The following is a 26,715-nucleotide window of genomic DNA, read 5'->3' as shown; positions in this document are numbered from 1 at the left end:
GGGAAACCCATGGAACCTTCTAACCACTCATTCACCCCCGCCTTCGGCCTCGGCAACCCCCACCTGCAAACGCTGTGGGGGCCGCTGTGGCGCCCCACCACCCACATCGAACGTCAACGCGAGCGCTTGTGGCTGGACGACGGTGACTTTCTCGACCTCGACTGGCACGGCCCCCACGACGCCCAAGCGCCGTTGGTGCTGGTGCTGCACGGACTCACCGGTTCATCCAACTCGCCCTACGTCGCCGGCCTGCAAAAAGCCCTCGCCAGTCACGGCTGGGCCAGCGCAGCGCTGAACTGGCGTGGGTGTTCGGGGGAGCCGAACCTGTTGGCCCGCAGCTATCACTCCGGCGCCAGCGAAGACCTGGCATCGGCGATTGCCCATCTGCGCGCCAAACGACCGTTGGCGCCGCTGTATGCGGTGGGCTACTCGCTGGGGGGCAATGTGCTGCTCAAGCACCTGGGTGAAACCGGCGCGGCATCGGGTTTGCAGGGTGCAGCGGCGGTGTCGGTGCCGTTTCGCCTGGATCAATGCGCGGACCGTATCGGCCTGGGCTTTTCGCGGGTTTACCAGAAGCACTTCATGCGTGAAATGCTCGCGTATATCCGCGTCAAACAGCGCCAATTCCTGCAGGACGGCCGCGCGGACGGGCTGAAAACCCTGGAGGCCTTGGGCTCACTGGAGAAGATGCGCACGTTCTGGGATTTCGATGGGCGGGTGACGGCGCCGTTGCATGGTTTCCTCAGTGCCGAGGATTACTATCGCCGCGCATCGAGTCGCTATTACCTGGGTGAGATTCGTACGCCGACGCTGATCATTCATGCGGCGGATGATCCGTTTGTGTTTGCCCACAGCTTGCCGGAGGCTGGTGAGCTGTCGGATTGCACGGAGTTTGAATTGACGGCCAAAGGTGGGCATGTCGGATTTGTCGACGGCTCGCTCAAGCATCCAAGCTACTACCTCGAACGCCGCATCCCCCAATGGCTACTGACCCAACACGGTTAAACCTGTGGGAGCTGGCTTGCCTGCGATAGCAGACTGTCAGTTGATACATGTGTAGCTGACACACCGCTATCGCAGGCAAGCCAGCTCCCACATTTCGACCGTGTTTACAGGTCGAAAAACTCAGTCGCCAGTGGCAATCGCCCGCTGTGGATCAGTAATCCACTCACTCCAAGACCCCGCATACAACTTACCCAACGGATACCCCGCCAGGCTCAGGGCAAACAGGTTATGACACGCCGTCACCCCCGAACCGCAATACGCCACCAACTCATCCGGTGAACGGCCTTTCAACTGATCAGCAAACCGCTGCTTGAGCTGCTCAGCCTGCAGGAAACGCCCATCGCTGCCCAGGTTTTCACTGAACGCCGCACACTGCGCCCCCGGAATATGCCCCGCGACCGGATCGATAGGCTCCACCTCACCGCGAAAGCGCGGCTGGGCGCGAGCATCGATCAAGGTCAAACCCGGCTGGCCCAGGCGTTTTTGCAGGTGTTCGGCGTCCAGCAACAAATGGTTATCCGGCGTGCCAGCGAAGGTCCCGGGCTGGATCGCCGGCGCATCCAGGCTCAATGGGAACCCTGCCGCATGCCAGGCCTTGAGGCCGCCATCGAGGATAAACACGCCATCACGCTTGCCCAACCACGCCAGCAACCACCATGCCCGGGCGGCAAATGCGCCGGGGCCGTCGTCGTACAGCACCACGTCGGTGTCGGCATTGATGCCCCAGGCCCGCAGTTGCTGCACCAAGGTATCCGCGACTGGCAACGGGTGACGACCGGTCACGCCCTTGGTCACCGGCCCACTGAGGTGGCGCTCCAGGTCGGCGTATTGCGCCCCTTCGATATGCCCTTCAGCGTAGCTGCAACGCCCGTAATCCGGGTCTTCAAGGGCAAAACGGCAATCAAGGATCACCAGCCCGGGCGACTGCTGGCGCTCGGCCAATTGCTGGGGGCTGATCAGTTGGGCAAGCGGCATGACTGACTCCTGTGGACAGATTCGGGAAAGGTCCTACTTCACTTCTTCCAGTGCCTGACTCAACGGCACGTAAAACTCTTTGAACAACGCGTCGACCGCGTCCTTCGCCTCGGGCGTGACAAACCCGGCTTCCAGCACCAGCACCTGGTACACCCCGCGCTTGATCGCCTCGGCGCTCAGGTGCGCGGAGTTTTCATTGGTGGTGCACAGGAAGCGCACCCACGACGTGAGGATGATCCACGCGTTGAGGGTCAGGGCTTCGGTCTGGATCGGGTCCATATTGAGGATGCCGGCGTCGACAAACCCCCGGTAGATCGCATTGCCCTGGATCAGGCAGCGCTGGGAAAAACGCCGATAGCCGGTGGCCAGTTCCGGGTCGCTTTCCAGCAGGTGTTCAAGGTCGCGGTGCAGGAAACGATAGCGCCACATGCCGGCGAGCAAGGCCTGCAGGTAGAAACGTTTGTCCTGGACGGTGGCGGCGCGCCCCTCGGGCGGACGCAGGAAACTGTCCACCAGGGTTTCGTATTCGCGAAACAGCACGGCGATGATCGCCTGCTTGTTGGGGAAGTGGTAGTACAGGTTGCCCGGGGAAATTTCCATATGGGCAGCAATATGGTTGGTGCTGATGCTGCGCTCGCCCTGCTGGTTAAAAAGCTCCAGGCTGGTTTGCACAATGCGCTCGCTGGTCTTTACTCGTGGTGCCATAGGGGAATCAGCTTCTATACACGTGATGGGGCATCTTACGGCCTATCCCGGCCGGGATAAAACTGCATGTTGCTGCAATGTTATTTGACAATTTAGAGCAATGACTCTAAAAATCCAGGCAGACCTATAACAACCGGGAACTGCGCCATGTCTGCCAACGTTGCCTACCTGCAAGATTCCCAGGCGCTGGAACACCTCCAGGACCTGTTCGACGCCCAACAACGCGCCTACGCGGCCAACCCGATGCCGCCAGCCGGCCAGCGCCAGCAATGGCTCAAGGCCCTGCGTGACCTGCTCAGCGACGAACGCCAGGCGTTGATCAACGCCATCAGCCAGGATTTCAGCCACCGCAGCGCCGACGAAACCCTGTTCGCCGAGCTGATGCCCAGCCTGCATGGCATTCACTACGCCAGCAAACACCTCAAGGGCTGGATGAAACCTTCGCGCCGCGCTGTAGGCATTGCCTTCCAGCCCGCGTCCGCCAAAGTCATCTACCAACCGCTGGGCGTGATCGGGGTGATCGTGCCGTGGAACTACCCGTTGTACCTGGCCATTGGCCCGTTGGTCGGGGCGTTGGCGGCGGGCAACCGGGTGATGCTCAAGCTCAGCGAATCCACCCCGGCCACCGGCGAGCTGCTGAAAAAGCTGCTGGCGAAGATCTTCCCCGAAGACCTGGTGTGCGTGGTGCTCGGTGAAGCCGATATGGGCATCGCGTTTTCCAGGCTGCGCTTCGACCACCTGCTGTTCACCGGCGCCACCAGCATCGGCAAGCATGTGATGCGCGCGGCGGCCGAACACCTCACGCCAGTCACCCTGGAACTGGGTGGCAAGTCGCCGGCCATCGTCTCCGCCGATGTGCCGCTCAAGGACGCCGCCGAACGCATCGCCTTCGGCAAGGCCTTGAACGCCGGGCAAACCTGCGTGGCGCCAGACTATGTGCTGGTGCCGGAAGATCGCGTGGAAAGCTTCATCGAGGCCTACACCCAAGCGATTCGCGGGTTTTATCCGACCTTGGCCGACAACCCGGACTACACCGCCATCATCAATGAACGGCAATTGTCACGGCTCAACGCCTACGCCAAGGACGCCACCGACAAGGGCGCCACCCTGATTCCACTGTACGAACAGGGCCAGGCACGGCGCATGGCCCACAGCCTGTTGTTGAATGTCAGCGATGACATGACGGTGATGCAGGACGAAATCTTCGGCCCGCTGCTGCCGATCGTGCCGTACCGCGGCCTCGACCAGGCCTTTGCCTACATCAACCAGCGCCCTCGCCCGCTAGCCCTGTATTACTTCGGCTACAACAAGGGCGAACAGAACCGCGTACTCCACGAGACCCATTCCGGCGGCGTATGCCTGAACGACACCCTGCTGCACGTGGCCCAGGACGACATGCCGTTCGGCGGCATCGGCCCCTCGGGCATGGGCCATTACCACGGCCACGAAGGTTTCCTCACGTTCAGCAAAGCCAAGGGTGTGTTGGTGAAACAGCGCCTGAACGCGGCGAAGTTGATCTACCCGCCTTATGGCAAGGCGATCCAGAAGTTGATCCAGAAGCTGTTTATCCGCTGATAACGCCACTCTCGGGACAATAAAAACAATGAACCCCAGCCTGACTGAAACACCCGCGCTGTCACGGCGCGGCGTCTTGAAAATCGGCCTGTGCGCCAGCGCCTTCCTGGCCACCGCCGGGCTCGGCGCCAGCCTCAGCGGCTGCTCCAGCAGCACGCCGGCCAGCGGCTTTGTGATGTTGCGCAGCAGTGACCTGCCGTTCCTGCGCGCCGTGATCCCGGTGCTGTTGGAGGGCGTGGCCAGCGCCGAAGCCGTCTCCAGCGGGATCGAAGACACGCTGAAAAAGCTCGATTTCAGCCTGCAACGCCTGTCGCCAGAGATGTTCAAGCTCACCCAGCAACTGTTTGACGTGCTGGGCATGGGTATCACCCGTGGGCCGTTGACCGGGATCTGGGGCAGTTGGGAAAACGCCAGCAGCGAACAGATCCGCAACTTCCTGCATCGCTGGGAGAACAGCTACCTGAACCTGCTGCGCATGGGCCAGGGTTCGTTGCTCAAGCTGGTGATCATGGCGTGGTATTTCCAGCCGGCGTCGTGGGCCCACTGCGGCTACCCCGGGCCACCCAAGATCTAGCCTTTGATAACCCAATCAAAACTGTGGGAGCTGGCTTGCCTGCGATAGCGGTACATCAGTGAAGGTTGTAGTGGCTGACACACCGCCATCGCGGGCAAGCCCGCTCCCACATTTAGATTGCAACTTCGTAGCGACCGACACCTATAACAACAAGAGTGCATTCCTATGCCCGTACCCGATCTGTTCCGTGATGGCCTCGCCCGTGGCTGGAAAACCCACAACGGCGCCGCCCTCGACAGCGACCTGACCCTGGAAGCCGATGTCGCCATCATCGGCAGTGGCGCAGGCGGCGGGACCACCGCCGAGATCCTCAGCGCCGCCGGCTACAAAGTACTGCTGATCGAAGAAGGCCCGCTCAAGACCAGCAGCGATTTCAAGCTGCTGGAAGACGAGGCCTACACCAGCCTGTACCAGGAAGGCATCGGCCGTATGAGCAAGGACGGCGCGATCACCATCCTGCAAGGCCGCGCCGTGGGCGGCACGACGTTGATCAACTGGACGTCGAGCTTTCGCACGCCGGATGCCACCCTTTCCCACTGGGCCAGTGAATACGCGGTGAAGGGCCACAGCAGCGCCGAGATGGCGCCGTGGTTCGAAAAAATGGAGCAACGCCTGGGCATCGCGCCGTGGGCCATGCCGCCCAACCCCAATAACGACGTGATCCGCAAAGGCTGCGAAAAGCTTGGCTACAGCTGGCATGTGATCCCGCGCAATGTGCGTGGCTGCTTCAACCTGGGGTATTGCGGGATGGGTTGCCCGGTCAACGCCAAGCAGTCGATGCTGGTGACCACCATCCCGTCCACCCTGGAAAACGGCGGCGAGCTGCTCTACCTGGCCCGCGCCGAACGCCTCAAATACAGCGGCGACACCATCAGCAGCCTGGAATGCGTGGCCATGGACGCGCTGTGCGTGGCGCCGACCGGCCGCAAGATCACGGTGAAGGCCAAGCACTACGTGCTCTCCGGCGGCGGCATCAACAGCCCGGCCTTGCTGATGCGCTCGGACGCCCCCGATCCGCATTCGCGGGTGGGCAAGCGCACCTTCTTGCACTTGGTGAATTTCTCTGCGGGGCTGTTCGACGAAGTGATCAACCCGTTCTACGGCGCGCCGCAGTCGATCTATTCCGACCATTTCCAATGGCAGGACGGCACCACCGGCAAAATGTCGTACAAGCTCGAAGCGCCGCCCCTACATCCGGCGTTGGCCAGCACCCTGCTGGGCGGCTACGGCGAACAGAACGCCCTGGACATGAGCCAGTTGCCCAATACCCACGCCATGCTCGCGTTGCTGCGGGACGGTTTTCACCCCGACAGCCCCGGCGGCACCGTGGATCTGCGCGGTGACGGCACGCCGGTGCTCGACTATCAGGTCTCGGACTACGCCTGGGACGGCCTGCGCCGGGCCTTTCACAGCATGGCCGAGATCCAGTTCGCGGCGGGCGCCAAGTCGGTCAAGCCGCTGCACCACGATGCGCGCTACGTGAAAACCCTGGGCGAAGCACGCGCAATGATCGACGACCTCAACCTGGAACTGCACCGCACCTGCCTGGGCAGCGCCCATGTGATGGGCGGTTGCGCCATGGGCGAAGACCCGAAAAATGCGGTGGCCGACAGCCTCGGCCGCCATCATCAATTGCGCAACCTGTCGATCCATGACGGCTCGCTGTTCCCCACCAGCATTGGGGCCAACCCGCAATTGTCGGTGTATGGATTGACCGCGCAACTGGCGACAGCGTTGGCCGAACGTCTGAAAACGGCGTGAAAAAACACGGTCTATCGTGGTTTCTTCTACATAAGTTGACTTGGCCGACCGGGATGGCTGCGATACCATCCGGTTCCCCAACGGACTCCGCCAGGACGACGCGATGAACCGAGTGTTGTACCCAGGTACCTTCGACCCGATTACCAAAGGCCATGGCGATCTGGTCGAACGCGCCTCGCGCTTGTTCGACCATGTGATCATCGCGGTCGCAGCCAGCCCCAAGAAAAACCCGCTGTTTCCCCTGGAGCAGCGCGTGGAACTGGCGCGTGAGGTCACCAAGCACCTGCCCAACGTGGAAGTGGTGGGCTTTTCCACGCTGCTTGCGCACTTCGCCAAAGAGCAGAACGCCAATGTGTTCCTGCGCGGCCTGCGCGCGGTGTCGGACTTCGAATACGAATTCCAGCTGGCCAACATGAACCGCCAACTGGCGCCGGACGTGGAAAGCCTGTTCCTCACGCCATCGGAACGTTATTCGTTCATTTCCTCGACGTTGGTCCGTGAAATCGCCGCTTTGGGCGGAGATATCACCAAGTTCGTCCACCCAGCCGTGGCCGATGCGCTGACGTTGCGCTTCAAGAAGTAAGACCCACTGTGGCGAGGGAGCTTGCTCCCGCTGGAGTGCGCAGCGCTCCCAAGATTTTGGGGCCGCTGCGCAGCCCAGCGGGAGCAAGCTCCCTCGCCACAGAGGCAGCGCTCGTCGCTAGGGTTTGCCACAGGCTCGCACTGCGGGCGCCAATGCGGCACAATTGCGCGCATTAGTTTTCAGATGCCCTGGCTGACAGCCCTGGCAGGAGTTTCCATGTCCCTGATCATCACCGACGATTGCATCAATTGCGACGTCTGCGAACCCGAGTGCCCGAACGCCGCCATTTCCCAAGGTGAAGAGATCTACGTGATCGACCCGAACCTGTGCACGCAGTGTGTCGGCCACTATGACGAACCTCAGTGCCAGCAGGTCTGCCCGGTGGATTGCATTCCCTTGGATGAAGCGCATCCAGAGACGGAAGAGCAGTTGATGGATAAGTATCGGTTGATTACCGGCAAGGCTTGAGGGCCTCATCGCAGCGATGCGGCGACCCGACAAGCCAGCTCCCACATTTTGACCGTGTGAACCCGATCAAGTGTGGGAGCTGGCTTGCCTGCGATAGCAATATCAGCCCTCACACAGCAATCAGCTCTGGCACCTTGGGCAAAACACACTCGCCCGCTGCCCCAGCATCACATTGCGCAACTCAGTCCCGCAGACCTTACACGCCTCGTTCCCCCGGCCATAAACGAACAGCTCCTGCTGGAAGTACCCCGGCTGCCCATCCCCACCGATAAAGTCGCGCAATGTCGTCCCGCCCCGCTCGATCGCGGCGGCCAGGATGCGCTTGATCTCGATCGCCAGCTTCAAATAACGCCCACGGGAAATACCGCCCGCCTCACGACGCGGATCAATCCCCGCCGCAAACAGCGCTTCCGTCGCATAGATATTGCCCACACCCACCACCACCGCGTTGTCCATGATGAACGGCTTCACCGCCATCGAACGCCCACGGGACAGTTTGAACAAGCGCTCGCCATCAAACAGGTCGGTCAACGGCTCCGGCCCCAGGCGGATCAGCAGTTCGTGGTTGTGCGGGTCCTGGCTCCAAAGCATCGCGCCAAAACGCCGTGGGTCGGTGTAGCGCAGGGCCAGACCGGATTCGAGTTCGATATCCACATGTTCATGCTTGAGCGCCGGCAGCCCGACTTCCACCAGCCGCAAGTTGCCCGACATGCCCAAATGGCTGATCAGCGTACCCACTTCGGCGTTGATCAACAGGTACTTGGCCCGTCGCTCCACCAACACGATGCGCTGCCCGGACAGGCGCACATCCAAATCTTCCGGAATCGGCCAGCGCAGGCGCCGCTCGCGCACGATCACGCGGCTGACGCGCTGGCCTTCCAGGTGCGGTGCAATCCCACGCCGGGTGGTTTCGACTTCGGGCAACTCGGGCATAGGTACCTCGTAAACGGAAGGGTCAGTGTGCGCCCAGTTCGCGGATCGACAACTTCATGCTTTCGAAGTCGTAGTCCGACAGGCCCACGTAGTCCAGCACCAGGTGGCTGATGGCATTCCACTCATGGTCCACCGCCTGGTTGCCCAGCACGCGGTAGGACGAGCAGATGTGCTCCGCCATTTTCAGGATCGCCAGCAGGTTTTTCAGCTGCGGGTTGCGCGACGATTCATCGCTGAAAATCGCCAGGGCATTGTGGTGATTGGCGATGGCATCGGTCACGTGCTGCGGCAGGCGCCAGGATTTGGCGGTGTAGTAGCCGACCACGGCATGGTTGGTGTTGAACGCGTTGTTCTCGGTATCCACCACGCGGCAGTCCGGGCCGGCGTTGGCGTAGGCCTCTTCGAGCACCGCCATGTAATTGGGGAAACGCTTGAGCATCAGCGGCACGCCGCAATCGTGGAACAGGCCGAGGGCGTAGGCTTCGTCCACCGCCTGGGCGCCGGTGCGCTTGGCCAGGGTCAGGCAGGTCATGGCCACGTCCTGAGCGGTGTCCCAAAAGCGGTTGAGGGTGACGATGGTGTCATCGCTCATCTCGCCCTTGATCGACAGCGCGTTGATCAGGTTGATGATCGAACGGCTGCCCAGCAGGTTCACCGCGCGCTGGATCGAGGCGATCTTGTTGCTCAGGCCGAAATACGACGAGTTGACGATCTTCAGCAACGCGCCGGACAGGCCCGGGTCCTGGGCGATCAGCCGGGCGATCACTTCCAGGTCCGGGTCGGGCATGTACTGCTCCATCTGCAAATCCACCATGATTTGCGGCTGGGGCGGCACACTGATGCCTTGCAGGGCCTGTTGGATCTGTTCGGCGGATAGCTCTTGGGACATAAGTACTTACTCTGGACTAGGCGGGGATTCTAACCTCTAAGCAAACCTGACCGACACCTCAATAACCTGAACTGAAACCCGATCCAATGTGGGAGCTGGCTTGCCTGCGATAGCCTCACCACCGTACGTCAGATACACCGCACCGTCCGCATCGCAGGCAAGCCAGCTCCCACATGAAACAGCGTGCAACAGGTATACTCCCGCTCTTTTTTCCGGAGCGACGTCATGTCCCTGCCAAGCCTGCGTCTCAAAGCCAACGCCGATCGTCGTTTGCGCAACGGCCACCTGTGGGTCTACAGCAACGAAATCGACGTGGCCGCCACCCCACTCCACGGCTTCCAGGCAGGCGACCAGGCTATCCTGGAAGCGGCCGGCGGCAAGACCCTGGGCATCGTGGCCATGAGCCCGAACAACCTGATCTGTGCGCGCCTGCTGTCGCGCGACATCAAGTTGCCGCTGGACAAGTCGCTGCTGGTGCACCGCATCAACGTCGCCCTGTCCCTGCGTGACCGCCTGTTCGACAAGCCGTTCTACCGCCTGGTCTACGGCGACTCCGACCTGTTGCCAGGCCTGGTGGTCGACCGTTTCGGCGACATCCTCGTGGTGCAGATCGCTTCGGCGACCATGGAAGCCCATAAAGAAGACGTGATCGCCGCACTGACCCAAGTGCTCAAGCCAAGCGGCATCCTGTTCAAGAACGACTCCGCCGCGCGCGACGCCGAAGGCCTCAACCGCTACGTCGAAACCGTGTTCGGCCTGGTGCCGGAGTGGGTGGCGCTGGAAGAAAACGGCGTGAAATTCGAAGCCCCGGTGATCCAGGGCCAGAAAACCGGCTGGTTCTACGACCACCGCATGAACCGCGCCCGCCTGGCCCCGTATGCCAAAGGCAAACGCGTGCTCGACCTGTACAGCTACATCGGCGGCTGGGGCGTGCAAGCAGCAGCCTTCGGCGCCAGTGAAGTGTTCTGCGTCGACGCCTCCGCCTTCGCCCTCGACGGCGTCGAGCGCAACGCAGCACTGAACGGCGTTGCCGAGAAGATGACCTGCATCGAAGGTGACGTGTTTGAAGCGTTGAAAGAACTGAAAGCCAGCGAAGAACGCTTCGACGTGATCGTCGCCGACCCACCGGCCTTCATCAAACGCAAAAAAGACATGAAGAACGGCGAAGGCGCCTACCGCCGCCTGAACGAGCAAGCTATGCGCCTGCTCAGCAAGGACGGCATCCTCGTCAGCGCTTCGTGCTCCATGCACTTGCCCGAAGACGACCTGCAAAACATCCTGCTGACCAGCGCCCGCCACCTGGACCGCAATATCCAGATGCTGGAACGCGGCGGCCAGGGCCCGGATCATCCGGTGCACCCGGCGATTGCCGAGACCCGTTACATCAAAAGCATTACGTGCCGTTTGCTGCCTAATAGCTAAGTAAAGCTAAAGCACAGTTCCAAATGCTGGCAGGATCAATGTGGGAGCTGGCTTGCCTGCGATAGCGGTGTAACAGATACACCGCTATCGCAGCGATGCGGCGACCCGACAAGCCAGCTCCCACACTTTTTTGTGGTGTGTCTGGAATTTGATTGAATTCCACTTTCCGCAGACTAGTATCGGTTTCTGGTTCTACTCCGGAAAACAAAAACAATGTCTGGGCCCACCCTCTCGCGCTTCATCCTCATCACCTGCATCTCCCTGATCAGCTTCTTCCCGATCAATATCCTGCTGCCCTCCTTCCCCGCCCTGTCCGCCCATTTCGATACGCCCACCGCCGACGTCGCGCTGTCCATCAGCCTGTTCACGCTGGTCTTTGCGATTTCCCAACTGGTCGCCGGCCCACTGTCGGATAAATGGGGGCGCAAGGAAGTGCTGATCGGCTGCATCAGCCTGTCGATCCTCGGCGCCATCGGTTGTGCATGGGCGCCGGACTACCTGAGCTTCCTCCTGTTTCGCAGCGTGCAGGCCATGGGCTGTGGATTTTTCGTCCTGGGCCACGCGCTGGTGGAAGACCTGTTCGACGAACACGACCGCGCCCGCATACGCCTGTATTACATGACCTTGAGCGGCTCGTTTGTCGCGCTGTCGCCGCTGATCGGCTCCTGGCTGCAAACCACCTTCGACTGGCAAGGCAGCTTCTATGGGTTCGCGCTGATGGCGCTGGGCATGTTGATCCACGCGGCCTGCATCCTGCCGTCGAAGGCCGCCAGCCCGCACCGCGCCGCCGTTTCCATCATCGGCACGCTGAAAGCCGTCGGCAAAAATCGTGATTTCCTACGCTACTGGTGGATCGCCGCGCTGGTGTTCGCCTGCTACTTCGCGCTGATCAGCGTGACACCGCTGATCTTCATGGACACGCTGAAGCTCTCCGAATACCAATACGCGCTGGTGCTGATGGTGTACGGCGTGGCCTACCTGCTCGGCGGGGTCGCGGCGTCGTATTTGCAGAAGCGCATCACGCTGTCGCGGCAGATCAACATCGGCCTGGGCTTGCTGAGCGTCGCCAGGGGGCTGCTGACATTGATTGTCAGCCTGCACGCCATCACCACGGTGACCTTGCTGATCCCGATGCTGATCAGCGCGCTGGCCGTGACCCTGGTGCGGCCCGCGGCGATCTCTGCGGCGATGCTGTTGTTCTCCAGCAGCGCGGGCACGGCGGCATCGGCGGGCAACAGCATCATGTTCCTCACCGCCGCCGTCAGCAGCGCGGCGCTGGCCCAGGCCGGCGAGCATCTGCTGCTGACCATCGCCCTCAGTTTCATCGTGCTCAGCCTCTGGGGGCTGGTGACCAACCGGCAGACTACGGCTCGCGCATTACCGGCGTGAGCAGCATGTCACTGGTCTGCAACTGCCGGTAACGCGGCTTGACCAGCTCGATCCGGCCGATGCGGATATCGTGGATCAGCGTCTCAGTATCCACATAACCGTCCGGCAGTTGCGTCCAGACCAGCGGGCCGCGATCGTCCCACTTGCCCTTCTCATCCAGGGCAAAAATGCGCGGTGGCTTGAAGTCGTGGCGGTAGCCGGTATTCGGAATCGCCAGCACTTCGGGCTGGCCATCCAGGTCGAGATCCACGGCCCACAACACACACTTGGTCTCACACGGTGAGTCGGTGTCCAGGCTCAGTTCGGCGAACTGTTCGCTGCCCTTGGGCTTGGGGCCGATCCATTCCAGTTCGGCCTTGGGCCGCTGGGCGCGTTCCTTGGCGTATTGCTCGCTGAAACTCAGCGCCGTGTCGTCCATCCGCTCGCGCAGGACGCGGCGCGAGTCCGCGTCGAGAATGCGCTCTTTATCCAGATCCTCCTGCAACTGGGCGTAAGCCTCTTCACCGGCCTTCTCCAGGCCGAAACGCAGGTAGTGCGCATCAAAGGCCTCGGCCTTGGTGCGCCCGTCGAGCAAGCGTTGCACCTGATCATTCACACTGATCTGTACCGGGTTGAGCAGCGGCGTGTTGATCAACACCACCAGCGCGCAAAACAGCAACGCCAGTGCCGGGTTGGTCACACGCAAGTTGCCCAACCACACAGGCTTACGCAGCACCACCGCCCACACCGTCGCCAGGCCGTACAAACCACAGAGCAACGCCGCCGCCAACGCAATGAAGCGCTGCGGCGACAAGGCATATTGCTCGACCCGCAACCAGCTCGAATAAAACGCCAGCGCCGCGAGCACCGGCAGACATAACAGGCTCAACTCGATAAACCGCGTCAGCCACTGAGGATAGGGCCGAGGCTGCCGGCCATCCTGGAACACGCCATTGAGCAGGAACAACTGCGCACCGGCCAACACCAGCAAAATCGGCGTGGAGTAGCCCGTGGCCCAGATCCGCCCGAGCCCGGTGAACGGCAGGGCCAAGGTAAACAGCACACTGATCAACGCGATCAACGGCAGCAACAAAGCACAGGCGCTGAGCAGCATGCTGCGCATCTGGCCGATGACCTTTTCGCTGCGCGCCGCCAAGTACATGCCCAGCGCGAACACCAGCGGCAGGGCGAAACACAGGAACAACTCACTCCAGAAATGCTGCTCGAAAAACCCGATGCCCAGCATCAGGAACAGGCGGCTCCACAGCTTGAGCAACGCCATGAACAGCCCCACCAGGATCAGCGCGTAGAGCACGATAAACACGCTGTTCCAGGCTTGCTGGAACAGGTCTTCATAACGCCAGCGCTGGCCTTTGGCGCTAGGCCAGGCAAACAGGAAGCTGGCGCAGACGTAGCTCAGCACCACCACGCTGATAAACCACGAGTTGATCGCCCAACGCTTGTCGCCGATATGCTCGACGCCATAACACACCCACAGCGTCATGCCGCCCATCAGCAGGGTGAACACCAGCGTCGGCAGCAACGAACGCCAGTGTCGGACTTTTTCCCCGAGCAACTGCAAGGTGGTGCCGCCTACCAGGACCAGGGTGTAGGTGACAAAAAACAGCGCTTCGTTTACGCGATAAAGCTGGTCGGAGTAATAGAAGGCGATTCCCTGGACCAGGCCGATCAGCAGATAGAACCCAAGAAAACGATTGATACCGGGCATTCCAGTTCCTTTGGAGTGGGGAGGGACAAAAAAGGCCGCCAGTCTAAACAAAGCCGTAGGCCCTGTATTGCCCCGTTCCCTCCAGCCGCCAGCGGTGTAGAATCGGCCCTATTCATCGCCAGTCATCCCCCGGCGGGTTTATGAGCTCAAGGCCAATGCGCACGGCGATCCCGTAACGTTTGCGGCAACTTCCGGACACACGGCCATTTTTCGGGTGTTCCTGACGTCAATAGAAGCTCACTCCCCTTTGATACCGATTAGCCGCCCGGAGTGCTCCATGCCAGATTACCGCTCGAAAACATCCACCCACGGCCGCAACATGGCCGGCGCCCGCGCACTGTGGCGTGCCACGGGGATGAAGGATGACGACTTCAAGAAGCCGATCATCGCGATTGCCAACTCGTTCACCCAATTCGTACCGGGCCACGTCCACCTCAAGGACCTCGGCCAACTGGTTGCCCGCGAGATCGAACGCGCTGGCGGTGTAGCCAAGGAATTCAACACCATCGCCGTGGACGACGGCATCGCCATGGGCCATGACGGCATGCTGTATTCCCTGCCGAGCCGCGAGATCATCGCCGACTCCGTGGAATACATGGTCAACGCCCACTGCGCCGACGCCATCGTCTGCATCTCCAACTGCGACAAGATCACCCCCGGCATGCTGATGGCCTCCCTGCGCCTGAACATCCCGGTGATCTTCGTGTCCGGCGGCCCGATGGAAGCCGGCAAGACCAAACTGGCCTCCCACGGCCTCGACCTGGTGGACGCTATGGTCATCGCCGCCGATTCCAGCGCTTCTGACGAGAAGGTCGCGGAATACGAGCGCAGCGCGTGCCCAACCTGCGGTTCGTGCTCCGGCATGTTCACCGCCAACTCGATGAACTGCCTGGTGGAAGCCCTGGGCCTGGCCTTGCCGGGCAACGGTTCCACCCTCGCCACCCACAGCGACCGCGAGCAGCTGTTCCTGCAGGCCGGCCGCACCATCGTCGAGCTGTGCAAGCGTTACTACACCGAGAACGATGAGTCGGTGTTGCCGCGCAACATCGCCAACTTCAAGGCGTTCGAAAACGCCATGACCCTGGACATCGCCATGGGCGGTTCCACCAACACCATCCTGCACTTGCTGGCTGCGGCCCAGGAAGCCGAGATCGATTTCGACCTGCGCGACATCGACCGCCTGTCCCGCCACGTGCCGCAACTGTGCAAAGTCGCGCCGAACATCCAGAAGTACCACATGGAAGACGTGCACCGCGCCGGCGGGATCTTCTCGATCCTCGGCTCGCTCGCCCGTGGCGGCCTGCTGCACACCGACCTGCCGACCGTGCACAGCAAGACCCTTGCTGAAGGCATCGCCAAATGGGACATCACCCAGACTGACGATGAAGCCGTGCATCACTTCTTCAAGGCCGGCCCAGCAGGCATCCCGACGCAAACCGCGTTCAGCCAGTCGACCCGTTGGGACACCCTCGACGACGACCGTGAAAACGGCTGCATCCGCAGCGTCGAGCACGCCTACTCGCAAGAAGGCGGCCTGGCCGTGCTGTACGGCAACATCGCCCTCGACGGCTGCGTGGTGAAAACCGCCGGTGTGGATGAATCCATCCACGTCTTCGAAGGTCGCGCCAAGATCTACGAAAGCCAGGACAGCTCGGTTCGCGGCATCCTCGCCGACGAAGTGAAAGAAGGCGACATCGTGATCATCCGCTACGAAGGCCCGAAAGGCGGCCCGGGTATGCAGGAGATGCTGTACCCGACGTCGTACCTGAAGTCTAAAGGCCTGGGCAAAGCCTGCGCTTTGCTGACCGACGGCCGTTTCTCCGGCGGCACCTCGGGTCTGTCCATCGGCCACGCTTCGCCAGAAGCCGCTGCCGGTGGTGCGATTGGCCTGGTGCAGGATGGCGACAAGGTGCTGATCGACATTCCGAACCGCTCGATCAACCTGTTGGTCAGCGATGAAGAACTGGCGGCACGCCGGGTCGAGCAGGACAAGAAAGGCTGGAAGCCGGTGGAGAAGCGTCCGCGCAAAGTCACCACCGCGCTGAAGGCCTACGCCCTGCTGGCCACCAGCGCCGACAAGGGCGCTGTGCGCAACAAGGCGATGCTTGACGGCCTGTAAGCCCCGCCCATAAAAAATGCCCCGCCAAGTGCGGGGCATTTTTTTGCCTGGCCAAACCCTCCAGAACACAGGCGATCAAACTGTGGGAGCTGGCTTGCCTGCGATAGCGGTGGACCAGCCAACACATGTATCGCCTGACACTCCGCCATCGCAGGCAAGCCAGCTCCCACACAAACCGGTTACCACAGGTGGTTTTGTGGGGAGGCTTAGAACTGTGGCTTGTAGGTCACGCTGAACATCATGTTGCGCGGGTCACCAAAGTAGTTGTTGCCCACCAACTGGCTGTAGGACGGGATGTAGTAACGCTTGTCCAAAATGTTGTTCACGTTCACCGCCAGAGTCACTTCATCACTGGCCGCATACGCCACCCGCGAATTGAAGATGGCAAAACCCGCCTGGCCAAAGTTGCGGTCAAAACTGGTGGTAGCGGTCTGTGCGTTGACACCCGCACCGACGCTCACCCGATCAAAGTCACCCGGCAATGTGTAATCCGCCCAGATGCGCAGCAGGTGCTTGGGCACCGAGGTGCTGAAGACCTTGCCCTTGAGCTGCGTGTCTTCCAGAAACACGGTGGTGTTGTAGGTATAACTGCTGCTGACTTGTAGGCCGCGGGCCAACTCACCGCTGATCTCGGCCTCAATCCCTTGGCTACGCACCTTGCCCGAGGCATTTGAGCAATACCAACCGCCGCAGGTTACCGCCTCCTCGTCGTCAATCTGCGTACTCAGGTCATCCACCGCGCGGTTCTCATGGATGTAGCGGAACATCGCCAAGGACGTGTTGAGGCGCCCGTCCATCAACTCGCCCTTGATCCCGACTTCATAGTTTTGGCCTTCGATAGGCGGCAAGCCCGTTTGCTGCAAGGTCAACTGGGTCTGTGGGATGAACACCTCGGCGTAGCTGCCATAGACCGACCACTGCTCATCCAGTGCATAGACCAACCCGGCAAACGGCGTGACCTTGCCGCTGCTCTTGACCGAGTTCTTCTCGCCCCCCGCCACAAGCTTGCGCGCTTGGTAGTTGTCCTGGTCGAACTTGAAGTCATACCAACTGGTGCGGGCGCCGAGGATCAAGGTCAGGGGCTCGGTCAGGTTGATCCGCCAAGTGCCGTAAAGGCCCTTTTGATAGATGTCGTATGTGCTCAAGGCCAGGCTCGCGCGGTCGGCGATACCGTTGTAGGACGGCTGCGGGCGATGATGGTCGATAGCACCAATATCAGCACCCGGCGTGAAGGCGCGGGCATAACCATCATCGGTGTTGTACTTGGAATAGTTGCCGCCCACTATCAGGCTTTGCTTGAACGACAGCGCCTCGAAATCACCGCTGACATAGGCGTCCAGCCCACGGCTTTTGCCGGAAAAGTCAGTGGAAAAATCAGCGTAGTTACCGCTCTTGGTACTCCCCACCGGCACTGCACCAACGATGAACTGATACGTCGCCTCATTGGATTCATTCATCGCCAGCGCCGAAGCCTTGAACTTCCACTGATCATTAAAGCGATGCTCAAGATCCAGATACACCGCCGTCTGATCATTAAACGAGCGGTTCCAGGTCGCCCCGGTATACGTCGAACGCGACACATCCAGCGGGCTGCCATCGGTGTGGCGCGGCAAGGCGATCAGGTACGGGCGTCCGTGGCTCTTCTTGTTGCTGAAACCGACGCCCAGGGTGGTGTCGTCGTCCAGGTCAAAGTCCAGCGCACCGTAGACGGTCTGTTCCCAGTTCCACACGTAGTCGGTGAAGGAGTGGCCTTTCTCGTAGTTGACCACCGCCCGCCCACGAACCGTGCCGGCTTCGTTCAACGGGCCGCCGACGTCCGCCTGGGATGCATAACGGTCCCAGCTGCCGGCCTTGGCGCTCAAGGTCACGGTGGGCGCGGCCTGCGGGCGCTTGCGCACCAGGTTGACCGCGCCGCCCGGGCTGTTCGCGCCTTGCAGCAGGCCTGCGGCGCCGCGCATGACTTCCATACGGTCGTAGATCACCATGTTTTCGGTGATGTAGCTGCCCAGCGCATACACGTTGCGCGGCACCGGCACGCCGTCGTATTGCAGCGATTCGATCTCGAAACCCCGCGCAAACATGAACATCCCCGGCCCCGGCGACTTGACCGAGGCCATGCCCGGCACCGCTTCAATCGCCTGGGTCAGGGTGCTGATGTTCTGGTCATCCATGGCCTTGCGGGTCAGCACGCTGACGGACTGCGGGATGTCCTTGAGCTTTTGCGTACCCTTGCCGATGGTCACGGCGCCGGTGGTGTAGGAACCGCTACCTTCGGTGGTCGTCCCCAGGTGGTCCGCGCTGATGGTGGTGGCGCCGACTTCAAGGGCGCCGCCCGTGTCCACGTGCTTTTCCAGGGTTACAGTGTCGGCATTGATAAACGCCGCGTTCAACCCCGTGCCGCCCAGTAACAGCCCCAATGCTTCGCGCTGGCCCAGGTTGCCTTTCACCCCCGGCGACACCACACCTTGCGTCAACTCGCCGGACACCAGCACCTGAATCCGCGTAACCGCCGAAAACGCCGCCAACGCGCCGTCCAGGCTTTGCCCTGGAATATCAAAGCGGTAAGTCTGCGCCTGCGTGGTCTCGGCGGCCTGCAAGTACAGCGGTGCAGTGCCGCTGGCCATGGAAATGGCCAGTGCCAGCAAGGGCCGTGCGGCGTATCGGTGTGCCATGGATGGTGCTCCCCGGTGCAAAAAAAGTCGGTGATCGGCGCCGCACTACTTGAGAGTGCTTACTATTTGCGCCTCAGTGATCAAGGACGATGGCTCACGGAGAAACCCTGAAAATATTTTGAAAAAGTTGCCGTCAGGACGCGTTGCCTTCGCGCAACACCAGCAAATACGGGGTGTAATGCTCGGCGCGCAGGTTGAGGGTGTATTCCAGCGCCTTGATCACCGCATCCGGTTTGTCGATTTCAAACACACCGGAGACCACGCGATTGCGCAGCGCATCGCCGAGCACCAGGGTCTTGCCGGGCCAGTAGCGGTTCAGCTCACTGACCACTTCCGACAACGGCTGCTGGCGGAATACCAACTGCCGCTGGCGCCAGGCAAAGCCGCTGGCCGGGTCGAAGCCATGGACCTCGGCAAGGTGCTGGCCTTGATACTCCACTGCCCGCCCCGGCTCCAGATAGACCGGTTCACCACCGCCCGCGCTGACTTGCACCTTGCCCTGGGCCACTTGCACCCGCGTCTGCGCATCGCGCCGCGCCACGCTGAACTGGGTGCCGACCACCTTGATCCAACCCTCACCGGACTGCACCACGAACGGCCGCGCCGGGTCCTTGGTCACGCTGAAAAAGCCTTCGCCCCTCAGCAGACGAATCTGACGCTCACCCGCGCTCATGCGCACTTGAATCGCGCTGTCGGTGTTGAGTTGCAGTTGGGAGCCATCGGCCAATTCGACGGTGCGCGACTCGCCGGTGCCGGTGGCGTAGTCCGCGCGCAGGCGGTCGAGCCAGGGGGTGTTTTGCACGGTCAAACCGACCGCCAGTAGCACGGCGGCGGCACACGCCCAACGCCGCAGCGGTTTGCGCCAGGCGGCCTGTTCGGCGCGGCGGATCACCCGGGCCGGCTCACGCAGGCCGCCGAGCAGCGCTTGCACTTCCTGCCAGGCGTCATCCTGGGCTTGGCCTTGGCCGAGCCAGGCGGCGAAGGCGTCCATTTCAGCCGGCGTCACGTCCTCGGCCTGCAAGCGGAAATACCAGCCGGACGCTTGTTCAAACAGCGCGTCGGCAGTGGGTGTGGCGGTCATGGCCGACGTCCTTGTGCATCGCAGGCAAGCCGCGTCTTGATGTAGGCGCGGCATTCAATCAAGGCGCGACGCAATTGGTATTCCACACTGCGCGGGGTGATCGACAGACGTTCGCCAATCTCGCGGTAGGAAAGTTCGTCGACATGATAGAGCAGGAAGATCTGCCGAGTCGCTTCGGGCAACGCCAGGATCGCGTCCTGCATCAGCTGTTCCTGTTGGTAGGCGGCCAATTGCTCGTCGGCGCCTGGGTTGGTGCAGGGCAGCTCTTCGCTGGGCTCGCCGGCGTCCAGGCGCTCACGGCGGATGGCCTGGCGCTGGTGATCGCGCACCAGGTTGCTGGCGATGGTGAAGAGAAAGGCTGGGAGGTTGTCGATCTTCTCGCCGGAGTCCAGGCGTGCCAGGCGCAGGAACGATTCCTGGGTCAGGTCGGCGGCCACTTGGGCGCTGCCGGTGCGGCGGGTGACGAAGGCTTCGAGGGCTTTCTTCTGCTCCGCGAACAGGCGCGCGATCTGCGAATTCCAGGAGAGCACGGCACTACCTTGAGAAGAACGAGAGGTTCAGGAGGTGCGCACGCTAGCAGAGGATGAGATTGGTTCGCAATTGATATCTATTTTTTGCTGTGGGTTTTGGGGTGTTCTTGAGGGAGCCATCGCAGGCAAGCCAGCTCCCACACTTGATCGGGTTCACACGGTCAAAATGTGGGAGCTGGCTTGCCTGCGATAGGGGCGCCTCGGTGTTACTGAATGTCGTCAGGCTTCACAATCACCCAATTCTTGTCCGCCGTCACCGCCAACCCTTCCTTGGCCTGCGCCGCCGCGTGCTTGGCGATCATGCCATTAAGTTGGGTCATGTATTTGTCCTTGCGATTGATCCACAAGTGCACGCCACCCTTGGCTACGTCCACATCGTGGAACAGCATGTAGCCATCGCTCGTTGGCGTGTCGCCGCCCACCAGCACCGGTTTTTTCCATTCGTCGATGTAGGTGAGGATCGCCGCGTGCTTGCCGGCCATCCAGGTTGCCGGAGTCCACAAGTAAGGCGTGAGCTCCAGGCCAAGGTTGGCCTTCTCGTCATATTTGCCGGCGCTGATCTGTTTGCGTGCCGTGGTCAACTCGCCGGTCTTGCGGTCCTTGAGCAGGGTGGTCACGCCGATGACGTTCTCGGGTTTGACGTTGTAGCCGTACTTCGGATCGGCCGCGACCATGCGCACCAGCTCTTCCGAGGCGGCGGTCATCACGTACACGTCGATGCCGTTTTCCATCAGCTTGTTGTACAGCTCCTGCTGGCCGGTGAAGATCTTCGGCGGCTGCACTTCGGATTTTTTCACCACCTCGCCTTCGAAATAGCTGACCGGCACCGGCTTGCCGGACGCCATCAGCTCATCCACCTGGACCTTGAGTTCCTTGAGGGTGAAACCGGAAAACACCTGGGCCACCCACGGGTAGCAGACCATGTCGTCCACTTCGCAGAGGCGATAGTAGTAACTGAACAGGCTCTCTTTGTGCTCGGCGGTGTCTTTGAACGGCATCAGCTTGAGCGACGGGTCGAGGCTGTCGCGGGTGATCAGGCCCTTGTTTTCCATGTAGGGCAGCAGGGATTCTTCGAGGTCGTAGCGGTAACTGGTGTTGTCCATGTCGAACACCGCGAAGTTACCCTTGTTGGCGTTGGCGGCGATCATCTCGTTCAGTTGCTTGGCCGCCGGGGCAGGCCAGTGTTTCAACTCGGTGGCGGCCATGGCGTGGCCGGCAAGGCCCAGGCACAGCGCGGCGGCAAACAGTCTCGAAGCGAGCTTCATATGCGTTTTCTCCCTGAGTGAAAGATATCGACGCTAACAAATCCCTGTGACAGTTACCGCCCGAGCGCGACCGCTTGCGTCCTGATCCCGCCAACCGCATACGCCTGAGCGTCAAATGCTTATTCCAAAAACGACAGTCACCATTCCATATCGGTATTAAATCAATATATTTCAAGCTGTTAGGCTTTCCGGTTCGCAATCGCAGGCTCACGCGATTGGCAGCCTCTGACGGAGCTTCAATGAATCTGCCCCTGATTCTCAACTTACTGGTGTTCGTGGCCCTGTTACTGGGCCTGGCACAAACCCGCCGCACAAACTGGAGCCTCGCCAAGAAGGTGTTGTTCGCCCTGGCCCTGGGCGTGGCGTTTGGTGTGGCGCTGCACAGCATCTATGGCGCCGGCAACCCGGTGCTCAAGGCGTCCATCGGCTGGTTCGACCTGGTCGGCAATGGCTACGTGCAATTGCTGCAAATGATCGTGATCCCGCTGGTATTTGCCTCGATCCTCAGCGCCGTGGCCCGCCTGCACAACGCCGCGTCCCTGGGCAAGATCAGCTTCCTGACCATCGGCACCCTGCTGTTCACCACCGCGATTGCGGCGTTGATCGGCATCGGCCTGACCAACCTGTTCGGCCTCACCGCCGAGGGTTTGGTAGCCGGCACCCAGGAAATGGCGCGCCTGCAAGTGATCCAGAGCGATTACGCAGGCAAGGTCGCCGACCTGAATATCCCGCAGTTGCTGCTGTCGTTCGTGCCGTCCAACCCGTTCGCCGACCTGGCGCGGGCCAAGCCGACGTCGATCATCAGCGTGGTGATCTTCGCCGCATTCCTCGGGGTTGCCGCGCTGCAACTGCTCAAGGATGACGTGGAAAAAGGCCAGAAAGTCCTCAACGCCATCGACACCCTGCAAGCCTGGGTGATGCGTCTGGTGCGCCTGGTGATGAAGCTCACGCCGTACGGCGTATTGGCGTTGATGACCAAAGTAGTCGCCGGCTCCAACCTGCAAGACATCATCAAGCTCGGCAGTTTCGTCGTGGTGTCGTACCTGGCCCTGGGCCTGATGTTTGTGGTGCACGGCCTGCTGCTGTCCCTGGCCGGGGTCAACCCGCTGCGCTTCTTCCGTAAAGTGTGGCCGGTGCTGACCTTTGCCTTCACCAGCCGCTCCAGCGCGGCAGCGATCCCGTTGAGCATCGAGGCGCAGACCCGTCGCCTGGGTATCCCGCAGTCGATTGCCGGCTTCGCCGCCTCGTTTGGCGCGACCATCGGCCAGAACGGTTGCGCGGGTCTTTACCCGGCCATGTTGGCGGTGATGGTAGCGCCAACCGTCGGCATCAACCCGCTGGACCCGCTGTGGATCGCGACCCTGGTGGCGATTGTGACCTTGAGTTCGGCCGGTGTGGCCGGCGTGGGTGGCGGTGCGACGTTTGCCGCGCTGATCGTGCTGCCGGCGATGGGCTTGCCGGTGTCACTGGTGGCGTTGCTGATTTCCGTGGAGCCGCTGATCGACATGGGCCGCACGGCGCTGAACGTGAACGGTTCGATGACGGCGGGGGCGATTACCAGCCAGATCATGGGGCAGACGGATAAGGCGTTGTTGGATGCGGATGAGCATGCTGAGTTAGCGCAGGCCTGACGACTCACCTCTGTGGCGAGGGAGCTTGCTCCCGCTGGGCTGCGTAGCGGCCCCAAAAATCTTGGGAGCGCTTCGCACTCCAGCGGGAGCAAGCTCCCTCGCCACAATCAGGCTTTTTCCCAGACTTCAAAGTTGTAAGCAGGCTTATCACCTTCCGCCGGGTTCTCAACATTCGACACCAGCTTCCACTGGCCCTGATCAAACTCCGGAAACCAAGCATCCCCTTCCGGGCTCAACGCCACCCGCGTCAAATACAGGCGATCCGCCTGCTCCAGCCCCTGCGCATACAACTGTGCACCGCCAATCAGCATCAGCTCATCCACGCCCTGGGCCAACGCCCACGCTTCGGCGCGCTCCACTGCAGCGTCCAGCGACGGAAAAACTTCCGCACCTTCAAGCGCCAGATCGGTCTGACGGCTGACCACAATGTTCAAGCGTCCCGGCAACGGTCGACCGAGGGAATCCCAGGTCTTGCGCCCCATGATGATCGGCTTGCCGAGGGTCGTGGCCTTGAAATATTTGAAATCCCCCGGCAAATGCCAGGGCATGCTGTTGTCGACGCCGATCACACGGTTTTCACCGAGGGCTGCGATCAGGCTTAAAGGGAGAGTTTTTTTCATGGCGACGAGAATACCAGAGCACCAGGCCAGGGGTTATGCTCCAGGCTCACAAACACAACAGGACGGCGCGTGACTGCACTGACTCCCCTGCACAAACTCTGGCTGACAGAAACCGTGCGCCTGCGTGAAGAACACGCCGGCCCCCTGGAAGACCAGGAAGCCAACCGCCTGGCCCGCACGGCCGGGGGCGACTTGCCGACGCGCATCCAGCACCGCGCCCTGCACCTGGCCGAGCGCGACGGCCTGACCGTCGCCCTGACCCGCTGGCTGCAAGGCGCGCGCCTGGCGCTGGTGCTGCTGGCGGTCGTCGCCGTAATCAGCGGCGCGGGCCTGGCCTTCGCCGCGCTGGGTAACGGCCAGACCCCAGTGAATGTGTTCTGGGCGCTGGGCAGCTTGCTCGGTTTGAATCTGATCTTGCTGATCAGCTGGGCCTTGGGCCTGCTGTTTGCCGGCGAACACGGCGCCAGCCTCGGACGCTTGTGGTTGTGGCTCAGCGAAAAGCTCGCCCGCGACGCCAAGGCCGCGCAATTGGCACCGGCGCTGCTGTTGCTGCTGCAACGCCAGAAACTCAATCGCTGGGCCGTGGGTGTGCTGGTCAACAGCCTGTGGCTGCTGGCATTGCTCTGTGCGCTGGTGATTCTGCTGACGCTGCTCGCCACCCGCCGCTACGGTTTCGTGTGGGAAACCACCATTCTCAGCGCCGACACCTTCGTCGCCGCGACCCAGGCCCTGGGCAGCCTGCCCGCCCTGCTCGGCTTCAACGTGCCCACTGTCGAGATGATCCGCGCCAGCGGCGATTCCGCGCTGAACATCGAAAGCGCCCGCCAAGCCTGGGCCGCGTGGCTGGTCGGCGTGTTGCTGGTGTACGGCCTGCTGCCGCGCCTGATCCTCGCCCTGCTCTGCCTGTGGCGCTGGAAGCGCGGGCGCGCCACCCTGCGCCTGGACCTCAACCTGCCCGGCTACAGCCAACTGCGCGAACGCCTGATGCCCAGCAGCGAACGCCTCGGCGTCAACGATGCCGCGCCGGACCAACTGCACCACGTCAGCGGCGGCGTCAGTGAACTGGAAAGCGACGGCGCCCTGCTGGTGGCCATCGAACTGGACGATCAACACCCGTGGCCGCCCAAGCTGCCGGCCAACGTCAAAGACGCCGGCATCCTCGACAGTCGCGAATCACGCCAAAAACTGCTGGAGCAACTCACGCGCTTCCCGCCCGCGCGCCTGGCCATCGCCTGCGACCCACGGCGCTCGCCGGATCGCGGCAGCCTGGCGTTGATCGCCGAGCTTGCGCGCAGCGCCAGCGCAACCCGCGTGTGGCTGCTGCAAGCGCCCCCCGGCCAGGCGCTGGACGCCGAACGCCTGGGCGACTGGCACACCGCACTGCAACAGCTGGAACTGCCCTTCGCCGATTGCGCGCCGCTGAGCTGGCTGGAGACCGGTCATGACTAAACCGCTGAAACTCGCCGTGGTCGGCCACACCAATGTCGGCAAGACCTCGCTGCTGCGCACGCTGACCCGTGACGTGGGCTTTGGCGAGGTGTCCCATCGCCCCAGTACCACGCGGCATGTCGAAGGTGCGCGCCTGTCGGTGGATGGTGAAGCGTTGCTGGAGTTGTACGACACACCGGGCCTGGAAGATGCCATCGCCTTGCTCGACTACCTGGAACGCCTGGATCGCCCGGGCGAACGTCTCGACGGCCCGGCGCGCCTGGCGCGATTCCTGGAAGGCAGCGAAGCGCGCCAGCGGTTCGAACAGGAAGCCAAGGTGCTGCGCCAACTGCTGGCCTCGGACGCCGGCCTGTATGTGATCGACGCCCGCGAGCCGGTGCTGGCCAAGTACCGCGACGAGCTGCAAGTGCTGGCCAGTTGCGGCAAGCCGTTGCTGCCGGTGCTCAATTTTGTCAGCAGCAGCGACCACCGCGAGCCGGATTGGCGCGAAGCCCTGGCCCGCCTGGGCCTGCATGCGCTGGTGCGTTTCGACAGCGTCGCGCCGCCGGAAGACGGTGAACGGCGCTTGTATGAAAGCCTCGCCCTGCTGCTGGAAAGCGCCCGGCCACAATTGGAGCGGCTGATTCTTGATCAAGAAGCCCAACGCCAGGCCCGCCAGCAAAGCGCTGCACGCTTGATCGCCGAGCTGCTGATCGACTGTGCCGCGTGCCGGCGCAGCGTGGTGCCCGCAGATGAGCCGCAAGCCATCAACGACCTGCGCAAAGCCGTGCGCCAACGCGAACAGAAGTGTGTGGAAGCCCTGCTCAAACTGTTCGGTTTCCGCCCGCAGGACGCCGCCGCCAGCGACTTGCCGCTGCTGGACGGCCGCTGGGGCGATGACCTGTTCAACCCGGAAACCCTCAAGCAACTCGGCGTGCGCGTTGGCGGCGGGATCGCCGCAGGCGCGGCGGCCGGGGCCGGTGTGGATCTACTGGTCGGCGGCCTGACCCTGGGCGCCGCCGCCCTGGCCGGCGCGATTGCCGGTGGTGCGCTGCAAACCGCGCGCAGCTACGGCGGCCGCCTGCTCGGCAAGATCAAAGGCCAGCGCGAACTGAGCGTGGACGACAGCGTGCTACGCCTGCTCGCCCTGCGCCAGCGCCAGTTGCTCAAGGCCCTGAACCAGCGCGGGCACGCGGCGATGCACAGCATCAAGGTTGATACGCCCCAGGACAAAAGCTGGCGCGAAGGCAAGTTGCCGGACGCGTTGCACAAAGCCCGCGCCCATCCGCAATGGTCATCCCTCAACCCCCACGCCAAGCTCAGCCAGGCCGAGCGACAGGAACAGGTCGAAGCCTTGGCATCCCGGCTCGACGAGGCGTGAG

The 26,715-nt window shown here is 62.0% G+C and carries 22 protein-coding genes; 12 read left to right on the top strand and 10 right to left on the bottom strand.

Annotated features, from left to right (window positions below):
* The first annotated feature begins 9 nt into the window (after positions 1–9).
* Complete coding sequence (locus ACU688_RS18450) at positions 10–1,005, top strand: hydrolase (RefSeq protein ID WP_448185867.1); 996 nt, start codon at positions 10–12, stop codon at positions 1,003–1,005.
* A 120-nt stretch (positions 1,006–1,125) separates the two neighbouring features.
* Here ACU688_RS18450 and ACU688_RS18445 read toward each other — a convergent pair whose 3' ends face one another.
* Both ACU688_RS18445 and ACU688_RS18440 read right to left on the bottom strand, forming a co-directional pair.
* On the bottom strand, positions 1,126–1,980 hold the full coding sequence (locus tag ACU688_RS18445; RefSeq protein WP_448185866.1) for a sulfurtransferase: 855 nt from the start codon (positions 1,978–1,980) through the stop codon (positions 1,126–1,128).
* A gap of 33 nt (positions 1,981–2,013) precedes the next feature.
* Positions 2,014–2,685 (bottom strand): TetR/AcrR family transcriptional regulator, encoded by a 672-nt coding sequence (locus ACU688_RS18440; protein ID WP_448185865.1) that lies wholly within the window; start codon positions 2,683–2,685, stop codon positions 2,014–2,016.
* 147 nt (positions 2,686–2,832) lie between these two features.
* Here ACU688_RS18440 and ACU688_RS18435 point away from each other — a divergent pair, with 147 nt between their 5' ends.
* The 5 genes from ACU688_RS18435 (at position 2,833) to ACU688_RS18415 (ending at position 7,646) form a co-directional block, all read left to right on the top strand.
* Positions 2,833–4,260 carry a coniferyl aldehyde dehydrogenase gene (locus ACU688_RS18435; protein ID WP_448185864.1) on the top strand — a complete coding sequence of 476 codons (1,428 nt, stop codon included), beginning with the start codon at positions 2,833–2,835 and terminating at the stop codon, positions 4,258–4,260.
* A 28-nt stretch (positions 4,261–4,288) separates the two neighbouring features.
* A complete protein-coding gene (locus tag ACU688_RS18430) occupies positions 4,289–4,834 on the top strand; it encodes a twin-arginine translocation pathway signal protein (RefSeq protein ID WP_448185863.1) in 546 nt (181 codons plus the stop codon).
* Positions 4,835–4,999: 165 nt separating this feature from the next.
* Positions 5,000–6,595: a GMC family oxidoreductase gene (locus ACU688_RS18425; RefSeq protein WP_448185862.1), complete on the top strand. Its 1,596-nt coding sequence runs from the start codon at positions 5,000–5,002 to the stop codon at positions 6,593–6,595.
* 103 nt (positions 6,596–6,698) lie between these two features.
* Complete coding sequence (coaD, locus tag ACU688_RS18420) at positions 6,699–7,178, top strand: pantetheine-phosphate adenylyltransferase (RefSeq protein WP_003176711.1); 480 nt, start codon at positions 6,699–6,701, stop codon at positions 7,176–7,178.
* Positions 7,179–7,394: 216 nt separating this feature from the next.
* Positions 7,395–7,646 (top strand): YfhL family 4Fe-4S dicluster ferredoxin, encoded by a 252-nt coding sequence (locus ACU688_RS18415; RefSeq protein WP_003234652.1) that lies wholly within the window; start codon positions 7,395–7,397, stop codon positions 7,644–7,646.
* A 120-nt stretch (positions 7,647–7,766) separates the two neighbouring features.
* Here the strand turns inward: ACU688_RS18415 and mutM are convergent, their stop codons facing one another.
* Both mutM and ACU688_RS18405 read right to left on the bottom strand, forming a co-directional pair.
* The gene (gene mutM, locus ACU688_RS18410) at positions 7,767–8,579 is read right to left on the bottom strand and encodes a bifunctional DNA-formamidopyrimidine glycosylase/DNA-(apurinic or apyrimidinic site) lyase (RefSeq protein WP_448185861.1); all 813 of its coding nucleotides are present in this window, start codon (positions 8,577–8,579) and stop codon (positions 7,767–7,769) included.
* Positions 8,580–8,601: 22 nt separating this feature from the next.
* Entirely contained in the window at positions 8,602–9,414 is an 813-nt protein-coding gene (locus ACU688_RS18405; RefSeq protein WP_257784091.1) for an HDOD domain-containing protein, read from the bottom strand.
* A 279-nt stretch (positions 9,415–9,693) separates the two neighbouring features.
* Between ACU688_RS18405 and ACU688_RS18400 the strand changes: the two genes are divergently transcribed.
* The gene (locus tag ACU688_RS18400) at positions 9,694–10,890 is read left to right on the top strand and encodes a class I SAM-dependent rRNA methyltransferase (RefSeq protein WP_003213799.1); all 1,197 of its coding nucleotides are present in this window, start codon (positions 9,694–9,696) and stop codon (positions 10,888–10,890) included.
* Positions 10,891–11,103: 213 nt separating this feature from the next.
* On the top strand, positions 11,104–12,279 hold the full coding sequence (locus tag ACU688_RS18395; RefSeq protein ID WP_448185860.1) for an MFS transporter: 1,176 nt from the start codon (positions 11,104–11,106) through the stop codon (positions 12,277–12,279).
* On the opposite strand, the gene ACU688_RS18390 is transcribed toward ACU688_RS18395, so the two are convergent.
* A complete protein-coding gene (locus ACU688_RS18390) occupies positions 12,254–13,987 on the bottom strand; it encodes a DUF4153 domain-containing protein (RefSeq protein WP_448185859.1) in 1,734 nt (577 codons plus the stop codon). The genes ACU688_RS18395 and ACU688_RS18390 overlap by 26 nt on opposite strands.
* A 277-nt stretch (positions 13,988–14,264) precedes the next feature.
* Here ACU688_RS18390 and ilvD point away from each other — a divergent pair, with 277 nt between their 5' ends.
* Positions 14,265–16,106, top strand: coding sequence for a dihydroxy-acid dehydratase (gene ilvD, locus ACU688_RS18385; protein WP_448185858.1), 1,842 nt, complete (start codon positions 14,265–14,267; stop codon positions 16,104–16,106).
* A gap of 206 nt (positions 16,107–16,312) precedes the next feature.
* Here ilvD and ACU688_RS18380 read toward each other — a convergent pair whose 3' ends face one another.
* The 4 genes from ACU688_RS18380 to ACU688_RS18365 all read right to left on the bottom strand — a co-directional run bounded on the left by ACU688_RS18380 (position 16,313) and on the right by ACU688_RS18365 (position 21,654).
* Entirely contained in the window at positions 16,313–18,778 is a 2,466-nt protein-coding gene (locus ACU688_RS18380) for a TonB-dependent siderophore receptor (RefSeq protein WP_448185857.1), read from the bottom strand.
* Between the two features lie 133 nt (positions 18,779–18,911).
* Positions 18,912–19,859 carry a FecR family protein gene (locus ACU688_RS18375; protein WP_448185856.1) on the bottom strand — a complete coding sequence of 316 codons (948 nt, stop codon included), beginning with the start codon at positions 19,857–19,859 and terminating at the stop codon, positions 18,912–18,914.
* Entirely contained in the window at positions 19,856–20,389 is a 534-nt protein-coding gene (locus tag ACU688_RS18370; protein WP_305431719.1) for an RNA polymerase sigma factor, read from the bottom strand. The genes ACU688_RS18375 and ACU688_RS18370 overlap by 4 nt, the downstream gene beginning before the upstream one ends.
* A 206-nt stretch (positions 20,390–20,595) precedes the next feature.
* Positions 20,596–21,654, bottom strand: coding sequence for an HAD family hydrolase (locus tag ACU688_RS18365; RefSeq protein ID WP_448185855.1), 1,059 nt, complete (start codon positions 21,652–21,654; stop codon positions 20,596–20,598).
* A 239-nt stretch (positions 21,655–21,893) separates the two neighbouring features.
* Between ACU688_RS18365 and ACU688_RS18360 the strand changes: the two genes are divergently transcribed.
* Positions 21,894–23,285 carry an L-cystine transporter gene (locus ACU688_RS18360; protein WP_448185854.1) on the top strand — a complete coding sequence of 464 codons (1,392 nt, stop codon included), beginning with the start codon at positions 21,894–21,896 and terminating at the stop codon, positions 23,283–23,285.
* Between the two features lie 107 nt (positions 23,286–23,392).
* Here the strand turns inward: ACU688_RS18360 and ACU688_RS18355 are convergent, their stop codons facing one another.
* Positions 23,393–23,905, bottom strand: coding sequence for a dihydrofolate reductase (locus ACU688_RS18355; protein ID WP_448185853.1), 513 nt, complete (start codon positions 23,903–23,905; stop codon positions 23,393–23,395).
* 69 nt (positions 23,906–23,974) lie between these two features.
* Between ACU688_RS18355 and ACU688_RS18350 the strand changes: the two genes are divergently transcribed.
* Both ACU688_RS18350 and ACU688_RS18345 read left to right on the top strand, forming a co-directional pair.
* Positions 23,975–25,354 carry a DUF2868 domain-containing protein gene (locus ACU688_RS18350; RefSeq protein ID WP_448185852.1) on the top strand — a complete coding sequence of 460 codons (1,380 nt, stop codon included), beginning with the start codon at positions 23,975–23,977 and terminating at the stop codon, positions 25,352–25,354.
* Positions 25,347–26,714 carry a DUF3482 domain-containing protein gene (locus ACU688_RS18345; protein ID WP_448185851.1) on the top strand — a complete coding sequence of 456 codons (1,368 nt, stop codon included), beginning with the start codon at positions 25,347–25,349 and terminating at the stop codon, positions 26,712–26,714. The genes ACU688_RS18350 and ACU688_RS18345 overlap by 8 nt, the downstream gene beginning before the upstream one ends.
* The last annotated feature ends 1 nt before the right edge of the window (position 26,715 follow it).

It is taken from the genome of Pseudomonas acericola (SeqCode) (assembly GCF_053456465.1).
This window is presented reverse-complemented; position numbering and strand designations above follow the sequence as displayed.